The 13,493-nt window shown below is 68.9% G+C and carries 10 protein-coding genes; 6 read left to right on the top strand and 4 right to left on the bottom strand.

Annotated elements, in window-relative coordinates:
• The first annotated feature begins 509 nt into the window (after window positions 1-509).
• Together F3T56_RS04715 and F3T56_RS04710 are read left to right on the top strand one after the other, a co-directional pair.
• Entirely contained in the window at window positions 510-1,289 is a 780-nt protein-coding gene (locus tag F3T56_RS04715) for an IclR family transcriptional regulator (RefSeq protein ID WP_246203423.1), read from the top strand.
• Window positions 1,290-1,388: 99 nt separating this feature from the next.
• Window positions 1,389-1,826, top strand: a complete 438-nt coding sequence (locus F3T56_RS04710) for an SsgA family sporulation/cell division regulator (protein ID WP_149823412.1) — start codon at window positions 1,389-1,391, stop codon at window positions 1,824-1,826.
• 30 nt (window positions 1,827-1,856) lie between these two features.
• Here the strand turns inward: F3T56_RS04710 and F3T56_RS04705 are convergent, their stop codons facing one another.
• On the bottom strand, window positions 1,857-3,383 hold the full coding sequence (locus tag F3T56_RS04705) for a YibE/F family protein (RefSeq protein ID WP_149823411.1): 1,527 nt from the start codon (window positions 3,381-3,383) through the stop codon (window positions 1,857-1,859).
• Between the two features lie 220 nt (window positions 3,384-3,603).
• On the opposite strand from F3T56_RS04705, the gene thiC reads away from it, so the two are divergent.
• On the top strand, window positions 3,604-5,430 hold the full coding sequence (thiC, locus tag F3T56_RS04700; protein WP_149823410.1) for a phosphomethylpyrimidine synthase ThiC: 1,827 nt from the start codon (window positions 3,604-3,606) through the stop codon (window positions 5,428-5,430).
• A 277-nt stretch (window positions 5,431-5,707) separates the two neighbouring features.
• Here thiC and F3T56_RS04695 read toward each other — a convergent pair whose 3' ends face one another.
• The 3 genes from F3T56_RS04695 to F3T56_RS04685 all read right to left on the bottom strand — a co-directional run bounded on the left by F3T56_RS04695 (window position 5,708) and on the right by F3T56_RS04685 (window position 9,175).
• On the bottom strand, window positions 5,708-6,580 hold the full coding sequence (locus tag F3T56_RS04695; protein ID WP_149823409.1) for a hypothetical protein: 873 nt from the start codon (window positions 6,578-6,580) through the stop codon (window positions 5,708-5,710).
• A 184-nt stretch (window positions 6,581-6,764) separates the two neighbouring features.
• Window positions 6,765-7,862 (bottom strand): metallophosphoesterase, encoded by a 1,098-nt coding sequence (locus F3T56_RS04690; RefSeq protein ID WP_246203421.1) that lies wholly within the window; start codon window positions 7,860-7,862, stop codon window positions 6,765-6,767.
• 200 nt (window positions 7,863-8,062) lie between these two features.
• Entirely contained in the window at window positions 8,063-9,175 is a 1,113-nt protein-coding gene (locus tag F3T56_RS04685) for a LacI family DNA-binding transcriptional regulator (protein ID WP_149823407.1), read from the bottom strand.
• Between the two features lie 409 nt (window positions 9,176-9,584).
• Between F3T56_RS04685 and hisC the strand changes: the two genes are divergently transcribed.
• The 3 genes from hisC to cydB all read left to right on the top strand — a co-directional run bounded on the left by hisC (window position 9,585) and on the right by cydB (window position 13,464).
• Entirely contained in the window at window positions 9,585-10,664 is a 1,080-nt protein-coding gene (gene hisC / locus F3T56_RS04680; protein WP_149823406.1) for a histidinol-phosphate transaminase, read from the top strand.
• A gap of 259 nt (window positions 10,665-10,923) precedes the next feature.
• A complete protein-coding gene (locus F3T56_RS04675; protein WP_149823405.1) occupies window positions 10,924-12,432 on the top strand; it encodes a cytochrome ubiquinol oxidase subunit I in 1,509 nt (502 codons plus the stop codon).
• Window positions 12,433-12,459: 27 nt separating this feature from the next.
• Window positions 12,460-13,464, top strand: coding sequence for a cytochrome d ubiquinol oxidase subunit II (cydB, locus tag F3T56_RS04670; protein WP_149823404.1), 1,005 nt, complete (start codon window positions 12,460-12,462; stop codon window positions 13,462-13,464).
• Window positions 13,465-13,493: the final 29 nt, after the last annotated feature.

Below are 13,493 nucleotides of genomic sequence, written 5' to 3'. Positions count from 1 at the left end.
GGTGGGGCCGTCTGCGAGTGGTGGCGGGCGGCTAGAGTCCGGGCACTCGTCGCGGGCTCGACCCCGCGGGCGGCGCATCTCCTCCCGTGTCCCCCGCACGGGTGGCCCTCCTCGCGCTTCGGGAGTGACCTTTGGCCACGGCTGACACCGCACCCGCAGAACCACTCTTCCCGCCCTCCCAGCCGCGCTCCCGAGCGACACAGAGCGCTGTTCCTCCCCCGCAACCGGGCCCTCGATCACAACCGAGTCCTCGATCCACACCGGCGGTCGGCGCCCCCGAGCAGCCGCGCACCCGAGCCGGGCAGACCCAAGCCCCGCCCGCAACGCCGCGTACGGGCCCCTCGAAGGCCCCGGCTCCCCCGGCACAGCCGCGCACGTCACCAGGCGAAGAGGCCGGCCGGCCCGCAGAACCGCCCACGGCTACGGCGACCCGCCTCGTCCGACCGGTACCCCCTGATACCCGCCGATCCGTCCCCCCGCACTCGCACGGATCGGGGCGGGGGGCGCGCATCCCGGCTCCGGCGGCCCCGCCGGAATCGCACTCCGGCACTCTCATCGGCTCCGTACAGCGGGCCATGCGGCTGCTGGAGGCCGTCGCCGAGCGAGGACACGGGGCGCCCGCCAAACAGTTGGCGCGGGACGCCGGGCTCGCACTGCCCACGGCCTACCACCTGCTGCGCACACTGGTGCACGAGGGCTATCTGCGCCGGGAGAAGGGGCTGTTCTTCCTCGGTGAGGCAGCCGAGCGGCTGAGCAGCAGCGGAGCGCAGGAGAAACGTCGCAGCACGGTGAGCGAGACCCTTGCGCACTGGCGGGACACCATCGGCGCACCCGTCTACTACGCGGTCTACCGGGACGGCGAGATCGACGTCCTCTGCGTCGCCGACAGCCCGAACAACCCGGCGGTCGAGGAGTGGGCCGACTTCCGGGAGACCGGGCACGCCCACGCCGTCGGACAGTGCCTGCTCTCCCAGCTCGGCGACGAGGCCCGCCGCGACCACCTGGACCGCTACCCCGTGCAGTCGATCACTCCGTACACGGTGCGTGACAAAGAGACCCTGCTACGGCGCCTGGACCGGATCGGACGGATGGAACCGGTCGTCGAGCGGCAGGAGTACGCCCTGGGGACGGCCTGCGCCGCGATCCCCATCACCGCAGGGACGACGGCGGGGACCCTTGCCATCTCGCTGCCCGTGCACCAGGCCGACCGGCTGCTGCCCGCGGCGCATCAGTTGCAGGCCGAGGTCGGAAAGCTGCTAGGGACACTAGCGATCTCTATCAGCATCTGAAAAATCACTCCTTGTGATCTCCCGCGCACGTTAAGCAAACTTCCAGCAGTGTCAGGCGGATGATTCCTGGCTACTCGACCAACATGGCGGGGTAAAGCGATGCGCGAGTCGGTACAGGCAGAGGTCATGATGAGCTTCCTCGTGTCCGAAGAGCTCTCTTTCCGCATTCCGGTGGAGCTGCGTTACGAGACCTGTGATCCCTATGCCGTACGGCTGACCTTCCACCTGCCCGGCGACGCTCCCGTGACCTGGGCGTTCGGCCGGGAGCTGCTCATCGACGGCGTGGGACGGCCGTGCGGGGACGGGGACGTGCACATCGCCCCCGCCGACCCGGAGACGTTCGGCGAGGTCCTGATCCGGCTTCAGGTGGGCAGCGACCAGGCACTGTTCCGGGTCGGCACGGCGCCGCTCGTGGCCTTCCTGGACCGGACCGACAAGCTCGTGCCGCTGGGGCAGGAGCGTTCCCTCGCCGACTTCGACACGCTGCTCGACGAGGCGCTGGACCGCATCCTGGCGGAGGAGCAGAGCACGGGATGAGCCGTACGCCGCCGGGGGTGCCGTAACGCTTCAGCGCTTGCGGCGGCGGCCCCTCCCGGCGCGCGCCGGAGCGGGCGCCGGCTCCGTCGCCGGGGTGCCTGGTCGGTCGGCGGAGACGACCAGGGCGGCCAGCGCGGTGGTCACCGGCACCGAAGCGACCAGACCGATCGAACCGACGAGCGTGCGCACGATCTCCTCGGCGACGAGCTCGCTGTTGGCGACCGTGCCCACGCTGCTCTGCGCGATCGAGAAGAGCAGCAGCAGCGGCAGCGCGGCACCCGCGTAGGCCAGGACGAGGGTGTTGACCACCGACGCGATGTGGTCCCGGCCGATCCGGATGGCCGCGCGGTACAGCCCGCGCCAGCCCATCGACGGATTGGCCGCGTGCAGCTCCCAGACCGCCGACGTCTGGGTGACCGTCACATCGTCGAGCACACCGAGGGAACCGATGATGACGCCCGCGAGCAGCAGACCGCTCATGTCGATGTCCGGGTACAGACCGTGGATCAGGCCGGTGTTGTCGTCCGTGTTGCCGGTCAGGCTGGCCCAGCCGATGAACCCCGAGCCCAGCACGCCGATCAGCAGCAGCGAGATCAGCGTGCCGAGCGCCGCGACCGAGGTGCGGGCCGAGAGGCCATGGCACATATAGAGCGCGGTCAGCATGATGGCGCTCGCTCCGACCACCGCCACGACCAGCGGGTTCGAGCCCTGGAGGATGGCCGGCAGGATGAAGAAGGTCAGCACCAGGAAGCTGATCGCCAGTGCGACCAGCGCCATGACCCCGCGCAGCCGGCCCACCACCACGACGGCGAGCGCGAAGATCCCGGCGAGCAGCGCCATCGGGAACCGCCGGTTCACATCGGTGACCGAGTACTGCAGGTCCTTGGGCGCGGCGGGTTCGTACGCGACCACGACCTCCTGGCCCTGATCCAACTGCCGTGACTGGTCCGGCTGAACGATCTCCGTGAACGTACGGCCCTTGTCATTGCCGGTGTCGACCCGGATCGTCGCCTTCTTGCAGGTGCCGTTCGCCTGTTGCTGGGCGGACGAGCCCTCGGCGGTGGACGTGTCGCCGGTCGGGGGGACGCCCGAGGCGTTCACCGAGGAGCAGTCGACCTCTTCGATCTTGGTGACCGTGGCTGACTGCGTCTGTCGGTCGAAGCCCACCCCGGTGCGCTCGTGCGGCGGGGCACCTCCGGGCCAGAGCACGACCAGACCCACGACGACCGCGGTCGCGAAGGGGATGAGTACCGCCGCGATGACCTTGCGCAGATGCTGCGAAACGGGGGCGGCAGGGCCGTGGCCGTGTGAGTGGCCGTGTCCACCCCCGGAGGGCGGGCCTTGGCCGTGCCCGTCCCCGGGGCCGTGGCCCTGCCCGTCGCCGAAGCTGTGGCCGTGCCCGTCTCTGGGGCCGTGGCCCTGCCCGTCGCCGAAGCTGTGGCCGTGCCCGTCTCTGGGGCCGTGGCCGCCTCCGCTGCCGTCCCAGTGGCTGTTTGCGGGGCCATGGCCACGGGGTGGCTCGGAGGGTGGAGGCGGGGGCTGCTGCATCGTGGTCACCGACCGATCATCGCAAGAACGGGCGGTGCCCACTGTTCACCGCGCCACATCTGACGCTAGCGTGGAGACACCTTTGCACACGCGGGAGCTCGGAGCACCGGGCTGAGAGGGCGCTGACCTCCGTATACGCGATGTTTCACGTGGAACATCGCCGGGCGGAAATCGCTGCGCCGACCGCTGAACCTGTTACCGGGTAATGCCGGCGTAGGGAGTAGGTCTCATGACCATCGAGGACACACGCACGCCTGCCTCCGACCAGACGGGCGGGACATCCGCCGCGTCTCGGGGCGAAAGCCCTCAGGGCGAACAGTCCCAGGAGGTCGGGAAGTCCGTCGGCTGGCACAAGGCGTACGTCGAGGGCTCGCGCCCCGATCTGCGGGTGCCGGTCCGTCAGGTGCACCTCACCAACGGGCAGTCCGTCACCCTGTACGACACCTCCGGCCCGTACACCGATCCGACCGTCGAGACCGACGTCAGGAGGGGACTCGTCCCCCTCCGTGAGAACTGGATCACCGCCCGTGGCGACACCGAGGAGTACGCGGGCCGTCCCGTCCGCCCCGAGGACGACGGGATCAAGCACACCTCGCCGCGCGGCGGTCTGCGCAACCTCGACGCGGTGTTCCCAGGGCGGCCGCGTCAGCCGCGCCGGAGCCGCGACGGCAGGGCGGTGACCCAGCTCGCGTATGCGCGGCGAGGGGAGATCACCCCCGAGATGGAGTTCGTGGCCGTACGGGAGAATGTCTCGCCGGAGGTCGTCCGTGAGGAGATCGCGGCGGGCAGGGCCGTCCTGCCCGCCAATGTGAACCATCCGGAGATCGAGCCGATGATCATCGGCAAGCGGTTCCTGGTGAAGGTCAACGCCAACATCGGCAACTCCGCGGTCACCTCCTCCATCGAGGAGGAGGTCGAGAAGATGACCTGGGCGACCCGTTGGGGCGCCGACACGGTCATGGACCTGTCGACCGGGCGCAACATCCACACCACCCGTGAATGGGTGCTGCGCAACTCCCCCGTTCCCATCGGCACGGTGCCGCTGTATCAGGCGCTGGAGAAGGTCGACGGCAAGGCCGAGGAGCTGACCTGGGAGATCTACAAGGACACGGTCATCGAGCAGGCCGAGCAGGGCGTGGACTATATGACGGTCCACGCGGGCGTGCGCCTGGCGTACGTACCGCTGACCGCGAACCGCAAGACCGGCATCGTCTCCCGCGGTGGTTCGATCATGGCGGCCTGGTGTCTCGCGCACCACAAGGAATCGTTCCTCTACGAGAACTTTGAGGAGCTGTGCGAGATCCTCGCCGCGTACGACGTCACGTACTCGCTCGGCGACGGCCTACGGCCCGGCTCCATCGCGGACGCCAACGACGAGGCGCAGTTCGCGGAGTTGCGCACGCTCGGGGAACTCAACCGGATCGCGAAGCGTTTCAATGTTCAGACCATGATCGAAGGCCCGGGACATGTCCCGATGCACAAGATCAAGGAGAACATCGACCTTCAGCAGGAGATCTGTGATGAGGCTCCGTTCTATACGCTCGGCCCGCTGACCACGGACGTCGCACCGGCGTACGACCACATCACCTCAGGCATCGGTGCCGCGATGATCGCGTGGTGGGGCACAGCGATGCTCTGCTACGTCACGCCCAAGGAGCACTTGGGACTGCCCAATCGTGACGACGTGAAGACCGGCGTCATCACATACAAGATCGCGGCCCATGCGGCGGACCTCGCCAAGGGACACCCGGGCGCACAGGAGTGGGACGACGCGTTGTCGGACGCCCGCTTCGAGTTCCGCTGGGAGGACCAGTTCAACCTGGCCCTCGACCCGGACACGGCCCGCGACTTCCACGATGAGACCCTCCCGGCGGAACCGGCCAAGACGGCCCATTTCTGCTCCATGTGCGGTCCCAAGTTCTGCTCGATGAAGATCTCCCAGGACATCCGTCGTGAACACGGCGGCTCCCGGGCCGAGATCGAGGAGGGCATGGCCCAGAAGTCGAAGGAGTTCGCTCAAGCGGGGAACCGGGTGTATCTGCCGCTCGCGGACTGAGCGCAAGGGGGTGGACGGCAGAGCCAGGGGCGGACGGCTGGGTGCGGCGGGCGCGGGTTCGTCGTGGCCGTTGGCTGTTCACGCGGAGGCGGTGCTCTCCCGGGTGGCTGTCCGGGGAGCCCGCCGCTGCTCGGGCAGCGCCGTGGCCCGACGGGCGTTCCCCTGCGCACGTCGAGCGGACGGGTCGGAGTGCGACGGCGTCGGTCGGCCGGACAGAGCTCGCGCCGGTCGGCCGCCGGGCCCGGTGTCTTCCGGGCGGCGGCTCGGTCCCGAGGACTCAGTCCGGCTGGTGTTCCGGGCCGCCGAAGTCCGGGCTGGTGAAGTCCGGGCTGCTGAAGCTGGGGCGGGAGCCGGCGGGGCCGCTGCCCGGGCTGGTGAAGTTCGGGCGGTTGTAGCCGAGGTGAGGCATACGGCTGGGCGGGGCCGGCCGATCCGGGTCGCTCAGCGCTGCCGCGCCCGGGTTCTTGAGAGCGTCATGCAGGAACGGCAGGATGCCGCGCTCCAGGAGTGCCTCGCGCCAGGCCTCCCTGGCCCGGGCCATCTCTTCGCTCAACTCGCTGTGTGCTCCGCCGTCCACGGTGGTGGAGCCGTTGCGCAGGGCGGTGAGCAGGAGGCCGACGGCGGCCACCAGGATCGCGGCAGCCGTGACCGCGCCGAAGACCCACCCCGTGGTGAGCAGGGTCTGGGCTATCGCCCGATCGGGGTCGATCATCTTCATGATGTAACCCACGAGCAGGAAGAGCCCGGCGGCGGTACCGGCCAGGACGGGAGCGAGTACGGCGGCGATGGCGCCCGCACCGGCACCGGCCGTCTCGCCGACCTCGCCCGTGGCGGCCGCGAGTCCCACCCCGGTCCCGTCGGGCTCGGCGGAACCGGCCGCCGAACCCTCGTGGGCGGGTGGGACGGACAGCGACGGGTTGCGCAGTTCGTCGCGGACCTTCACGTAGTACTCGTATTCGGTCGCCGCGGCCGCCGTGATGATGGCCGTGGCGCTGAGGGCCATGGTGCGCAGCTGTTCGGGGTTGAGCCGCTGCAGACCAGCGGCGAATTCCGGGCGGTGTGGTGCGGAGCGCAGCGCCTCGCCGAGGATCCGCTCGTATTCCTGGCGGTCCTCACTGAGCAGGTGCTGCGGAACGCTGTTCATGTGCATCCCCCGATGCTCCGTAGGGCTTGTGGCTCGGCATGCTGACGAGCCGTCGGGCAGAAACGGAGGGGAGCCTGCTACGGATAAGCCGATGGTAGAGCGGTGACGGCAGGCGGTGACAGGGGGTTTGAAGAAATTGGCCCCTGGCCAGCGAAGTCTTCCGACGAAAGGACGCCTGCCCGTTGACGGCTCAGCTATCCAGCGGAAGTTGCTGGACCAGCAGCTTTCCGGCCATGGTCACGCCGCCGTCCATGGCGACGGCCAGACCGTCCGCATAGGTGTACGGTCCCTCGACCGAGGGTCCCGTCTCGTCCTCGCCGTCCTCCGAGCCGACCTCGCCCAGGAGGTACGGGATGGGGCTGTGACCATGGACGATACGTGTGCCACCGTAGGTGTCCAGCAGGGAGCGCACCGCGTCGGCGCCGCCCTCGTCGCGGAAGGAGAAGCGCCGGGTGAACTTGCGGAAGAGGTCCCAGACCTCGTCCGGGTCGTTGCGCGTGATCGTCTCGCGGACGGTGTCGTTGACCGCCTCGATGGAGTCGCCGTAGTCGCGGTAGGCGGTGGTGTCGGAGTGCACCAGGAGGTGGCCGTCGACCTCCTCCATGGCGTCGAGGCGGGCCATCCACTGGAGGTGGTGGTCCTGGAGGCGGTCCATGTCGGTCTTCTGGCCGCCGTTGAGCAGCCAGGCGGCCTGGAAGGTGGCGGTGCCCGCCCCGGAGTTGACGGGCGTGTCGCCGAACCGCTTGGCGCCGAGCAGCAGCAGTTCGTGGTTGCCCATGAGGGCCTTGCAGTAACCGCCGGCCGCGGCGGCCTCCGCGGACAGGCGCATCACGAGGTCGATGACGCCGATGCCGTCCGGGCCGCGGTCGGTGAAGTCGCCGAGGAACCACAGCCGGGCGGTGCCCGCCGACCAGTTGCCCGCCGCGTCGACGAGGCCCTTCTCCCGGAGCGCGGCGAGGAGCTCGTCCAGGTAGCCGTGGACGTCCCCGACGACGAACAGCGGGCCCGGCCTGGCGGTGGACGGCTCGGCCGCCACGGCCTCCGGGTCGATCACGACCTGAAGCGTGTCACCCCGGTTGATCACCGGCAGGTCCCGCTGGGTCGGGGTGTAGCCCTCGGGGTAGCCTCCCGGCTCCTCGGCGGGCTTGGCGGTTCCGCCGGGATGCGTGGTGTGCTGCCCGTACGGACCGGCCTCGTGGACGTACGCGGGCACGCGGAAATCGCGCACCGTCGGCGTCCGCTCCTCGGGTCCCTGACCGGCCCCCTGAGTCATCGACCCCTCCACCACCATCGCGCCGCATCTGCACCGCATCGGACTGCCTGGTCGCAGCGGCCCGCGGTGTCGTCCGCCCATCATAGGAATGCGGATCGCGCCATGTGATGACCCAGGGGTGGTGAAATGGCGCAGGGCCCCAGTTCACCGCGGTTTTCTCCCGAATTGGGCGGGGCTCTCCCCGCCCTTTTCCCTCTCGGATCCTCGCTGAGGCGTCAACCCTCTTCGGGTGATCGCGGCGGACTGACCGTCGTACGCGGCGGACGCCGCTCGGACGAGGTCCGCACGATCAGCTCCGTCGGTATCACCTGCTCGACCGGTTGGTCCGATTCGACCCCCTCGATGGCGTCGATGAGGAGCTGGACCACGGCCGTGCCGATCCGGCGCGGCTTCAGCGAGAGCGTGGTGATCGGCGGCTCGGTGGTGGCGTACACGGCGGACTCGCTGCAGCAGACGAGCAGCAGGTCGTCCGGGACGCGCAGGCCGTACCGCCGGGCCGCGGCCAGCAGATCGGTGCCGTTCGGGTCGAAGAGGCCGTAGACCGCGTCCGGGCGGTCGGGCCGGGCGAGCAGCCGGTCGGCGGCGACGGCCCCCGCGCACGGATCGTGCGCCGGATAGGCCTCATACACCGGATCCTGGCCCACGCGCTCGCACCAGCGCAGATACGCGGTCGTGGAGAGGTGGGTGTACGTGTCGGTCGTCGTGCCCGTGAGGAGTCCGATCCGGCGGGCGCCCGCGTCGGCCAGGTGGTCGAGGATGCCGAGGACCGCGGCCTCGTGGTCGTTGTCGACCCACGCGGTGACCGGCAGCGAGCCGGCCGGGCGGCCGTCGGAGACCACCGGTAATCCCTGGCGGACCAGCTCGCTGACGACCGGGTCCTGGTCGGACGGGTCGATGACCACGGTTCCGTCCAGGGCGACGTTCGACCACACGTCGTGGCGCGAGGTCGCGGGAAGGATGACCAGGGCATAGCCCCGGGCGAGCGCGGCCGAGGTGGCGGCCCGCGCCATTTCCGCGAAGTACGCGAACTCGGTGAAGGTGAAAGGTTCATCCCCGTACGTGGTCACGGTCAGGCCGATGAGGCCGGACTTGCCCGTTCTGAGGGTTCGGGCCGCCGCCGAGGGGCGGTAGCCAAGTCGGTCGGCGACCTCGCGTACATGGCGTCGGGTGGCGTCCGGGAGCCGGCCCTTGCCGTTGAGGGCGTCGGAAACGGTCGTGATGGAGACTCCGGCGGCGGCGGCCACATCCCGAATGCCCGCCCGGCCCGACCGGCTGCCTCGGCGGGGAGTTTCCGCCCGGCTCACCTGGTGCTTCCCTGCTGCTGTCATGGCGAGCCGATAGTAGGGCTCATGCGGTGGGGTAGTGCGGACGCATATGCACTCGTTGACAGGCACGTTTCTGCAAGGTCACCACGGGTCAATGCCCTTGAAATGCAAGGGAGTTGAACGATCCAACGTCAGTACATTACTTGTCGACGCCTATGCGCCTGCCAAGTGGCTCATGTCTCGAAGAGGTCTCAACTCACCTGCACGGGTGATGCGCGCTACGGCGTGAGCCACCGGCGCGTGCGCTTGTGGGCGGCGCGCCCCCGATTCGTACGCCTTCGGGGCAGATGCCCGTGAGGCGGTGCGACGGGAGAGGCGCGGGCGCGGTGTGGACGTGGTTGTCCACAGGCCATTCGCAGGCGCGCCGAATCCTCATAAGGTGAGAAGCATTACGTCGACGAGGAGGACTGCGGTGAGCGAGACGAGCCCCAAGCTGCGAGCCGAGCTGGAGGGTATCCCCACCTACAAGCCCGGCAAGCCGGCCGCGGCGGGCGGTCCGGTGGCGTACAAGCTGTCCTCCAACGAGAACCCCTACCCGCCGTTGCCCGGAGTGCTGGAGGGCGTGACCGCGGCGGCCACGTCCTTCAACCGGTACCCGGACATGGCCTGCACGGGGCTGATGAGTGAACTGTCGGACCGCTTCGGGGTGCCGGTCACGCACCTGGCCACGGGTACCGGCTCCGTCGGCGTCGCCCAGCAACTGCTGCAGGCCACTTCGGGTCCCGGTGACGAGGTGATCTACGCCTGGCGGTCGTTCGAGGCGTACCCGATCATCACGCAGATCAGCGGGGCCACGTCCGTGCAGGTGCCACTCACGGCGGGCGATGTGCACGACCTGGACGCGATGGCGGACGCGATCACCGACCGGACTCGGCTGATTTTCGTCTGCAACCCCAACAACCCGACGGGTACGGCGGTTCGCCGGGCTGAGCTGGAGCGGTTCCTCGACCGGGTGCCTGGTGATGTGCTGGTGGTGCTGGACGAGGCGTACCGCGAGTTCGTGCGGGATGTCGAGGTTCCGGACGGCGTCGAGTTCTACCGTGAGCGGCCAAACGTCTGTGTGCTGCGCACCTTCTCCAAGGCGTACGGTCTCGCCGGGCTCCGTGTCGGCTTCGCGATCGCTCACGAGCCGGTGGCGGCGGCCCTGCGCAAGACGGCCGTGCCGTTCGGTGTGAGCCAGCTCGCCCAGGATGCGGCGGTCGCCTCCCTGCGTGCCGAGGACGAACTCCTCGGGCGCGTGGGCACGCTGGTCTGCGAGCGGAACCGGGTCGTCGAGGCGCTGCGCGCCCAGGGCTGGACGGTGCCCGAGACACAGGCGAACTTCGTGTGGCTGCGGCTGGGGGAGCGCACGGTCGACTTCGCCGCCGTGTGCGAGCAGGCCGGGGTCGTCGTACGGCCGTTCGCGGGGGAGGGTGTGCGGGTGACGATCGGCGAGACCGAGGCGAACGACATCTTCCTCAAGGTCACGGAGGGCTTCCGCAAGGAGCTCTAGCCTTCGGCGGTCGAGGGGCCCGGGTTGGCCGGGCCCCTCTTGCGTTTCGCACGGCAGGTCCTGGGCTGCTGACGTGCGCTTTCATGCCATGGGTGGAGCGGTCCACGCTTGGGGACCCCCCGCCCGTCGAGGCTCGAACGGCTATGCGTCATAATTGCTTGTGAATGTGAACGCGTTCACAAGCGTGTCCCGGTTGCCCTGTGATGTACGAGACAAGCGGGGCAAACTGCCGCAGTGCCACGGCACGTAAGGAGAAGACGTGGACCTCGCTCTGGCGCCGGAGACTCTGGCGCGATGGCAGTTCGGCATCACCACCGTCTACCACTTCCTCTTCGTCCCCCTCACGATCTCGCTCGCCGCGCTCACCGCGGGCCTGCAGACCGCGTGGGTGCGCTCGGGGAAGGAGAAGTACCTCAAGGCCACCAAGTTCTGGGGCAAGCTCTTCCTGATCAACATCGCGATGGGTGTCGTCACCGGCATCGTGCAGGAGTTCCAGTTCGGCATGAACTGGTCCGACTACTCGCGCTTCGTCGGCGATGTCTTCGGCGCCCCGCTCGCCTTCGAGGCGCTGATCGCCTTCTTCTTCGAGTCCACCTTCATCGGGCTGTGGATCTTCGGCTGGGACAAGCTGCCGCAGAAGATCCATCTCGCCTGCATCTGGATGGTGTCCATCGGCACGATCCTGTCGGCGTACTTCATCCTCGCGGCCAACTCGTGGATGCAGCACCCCGTCGGCTACCGGATCAACGAGGCCAAGGGCCGGGCCGAGCTCACCGACTTCTGGCTCGTCCTGACCCAGAACACCGCGCTCACCCAGGTCTTCCACACCCTCACCGCCGCCTTTCTCACCGGCGGTGCCTTCATGGTCGGCATCGCCGCCTTCCACCTGGCCCGCAAGAAGCATGTACAGGTGATGAAGACCTCGCTGCGGCTCGGCCTGGTCACCGTGGTCATAGCCGGCCTGCTCACCGCGGTCAGCGGCGACCTGCTCGGCAAGGTCATGTTCAAGCAGCAGCCCATGAAGATGGCCGCCGCCGAGGCGCTGTGGGACGGCGAGGCGCCCGCGCCCTTCTCCGTCTTCGCCTACGGTGACGTCGACAAGGGCCACAACAAGGTCGCCATCGAGATCCCCGGCCTGCTGTCCTTCCTCGCCAACGACGACTTCAGCTCGCACGTCCCCGGCATCAACGACGTCAACAAGGCCGAGCAGGAGAAGTACGGGCCCGGCGACTACCGGCCCAACATCCCCGTCGCGTACTGGGGCTTCCGCTGGATGATCGGCTTCGGCATGGCGTCCTTCGCCATCGGCCTGATCGGGCTCTGGCTCACCCGCAAGAAGTTCATGCTGCCGCAGCACCTCCGGGTGGGCGACGACGAGGTGCCGCATCTGGTGCTGCTGCCGGGCAAGGCTCTCGGCCCGACCCTCACCACGTGGTACTGGCGCATCGCGTTCCTGACGCTGGGCTTCCCGCTGATCGCCAGCTCGTGGGGCTGGATCTTCACCGAGATGGGCCGCCAGCCGTGGGTCGTCTACGGCGTCCTGCGCACCGAGGACGCGGTCTCCCCCGGCGTCTCGCAGGGCGAGGTCATCACCTCGATGATCGTCTTCACCACACTGTACGCCATCCTCGCCGTCGTCGAGGTCAAGCTGCTCGCGAAGTACGTCAAGGCGGGACCGCCGGAGCTGACGGAGGCCGACCTCCACCCGCCCACGAAGATCGGCGGCGAATCCCATGACGCCGACAAGCCGATGGCCTTCTCGTACTAGGCCGCACCGGGCCAAGGGAGCACAGTCATGGAACTTCACGACGTCTGGTTCGTCCTCATCGCCGTCCTCTGGATCGGCTACTTCTTCCTGGAGGGCTTCGACTTCGGAGTCGGTGTCCTCACCAAGCTGCTGGCCCGGAACCGTCCGGAGAAGCGGGTCCTCATCAACACCATCGGGCCCGTCTGGGACGGCAACGAGGTGTGGCTGCTGTCGGCGGGCGGCGCGACCTTCGCCGCCTTCCCCGAGTGGTACGCCACGCTCTTCTCCGGCTTCTATCTGCCGCTGCTGCTCATCCTGGTCTGCCTGATCGTCCGCGGTGTCGCCTTCGAGTACCGGGCGAAGCGGCCCGAGGAGAACTGGCAGCGCAACTGGGAGACGGCGATCTTCTGGACCTCGCTGCTCCCCGCGTTCCTGTGGGGTGTGGCCTTCGCCAACATCGTGCGCGGGGTGAAGATCGACCGCGACTTCGAGTACGTGGGCAACGTCGGGGACCTGCTCAACCCGTATGCCCTGCTGGGTGGTCTGGTCACGCTGTCGTTGTTCACCTTCCACGGGACAGTGTTCGTCGGGCTCAAGACCGTCGGGGACATCCGGGAGCGGGCGCGGGTGCTGGCTCTTCGGGTCGGGCTGGTGACGGCCGGGCTGGCGCTGCTCTTCCTGGCCTGGACCCAGATCGAGAAGGGTGACGGCAGCTCGCTGGTGGCGGCCGTTGTGGCGGTCGCCGCGCTCGTGGCCGCGCTCGCGGCGGTCCGGGCGGGACGTGAGGGGTGGGCGTTCGCGCTGTCGGGGGTCACCATCGTGGCTGCCGTGGCGATGCTCTTCCTGGCGCTCTTCCCGAGCGTCATGCCGTCCTCGCTGAACGAGGAGTGGAGCCTCACGGTCACCAACGCCTCGTCGAGCCCGTACACCCTGAAGATCATGACGTGGTGCGCGGCGATCGCCACCCCGGTCGTGATGCTCTACCAGGGGTGGACGTACTGGGTGTTCCGCAAGCGGATCGGTACGCAGCACATCGCCGAGCCGGCGCACTGAGTCCAGCAGGGAGGTGTGTTTGGCGATGT

This window comes from Streptomyces tailanensis (genome assembly GCF_008386495.1).
Lineage (GTDB): Bacteria > Actinomycetota > Actinomycetes > Streptomycetales > Streptomycetaceae > Streptomyces > Streptomyces tailanensis.
The sequence above is the reverse complement of the archived record's forward strand: the minus strand, read 5'-3'. Positions and strand labels throughout refer to the sequence as shown.

Excerpts from the sequence above, each read along its gene's own strand:
- F3T56_RS04710 (WP_149823412.1), top strand. The coding sequence starts at position 1,389 with ATGCGCGAGTCGGTACAGGCAGAGGTCATGATGAGCTTCCTCGTGTCC.
- thiC (WP_149823410.1), top strand. The coding sequence starts at position 3,604 with ATGACCATCGAGGACACACGCACGCCTGCCTCCGACCAGACGGGCGGG.
- F3T56_RS04695 (WP_149823409.1), bottom strand. The coding sequence starts at position 6,580 with ATGCACATGAACAGCGTTCCGCAGCACCTGCTCAGTGAGGACCGCCAG.
- F3T56_RS04685 (WP_149823407.1), bottom strand. The coding sequence starts at position 9,175 with ATGACAGCAGCAGGGAAGCACCAGGTGAGCCGGGCGGAAACTCCCCGC.
- cydB (WP_149823404.1), top strand. The coding sequence starts at position 12,460 with ATGGAACTTCACGACGTCTGGTTCGTCCTCATCGCCGTCCTCTGGATC.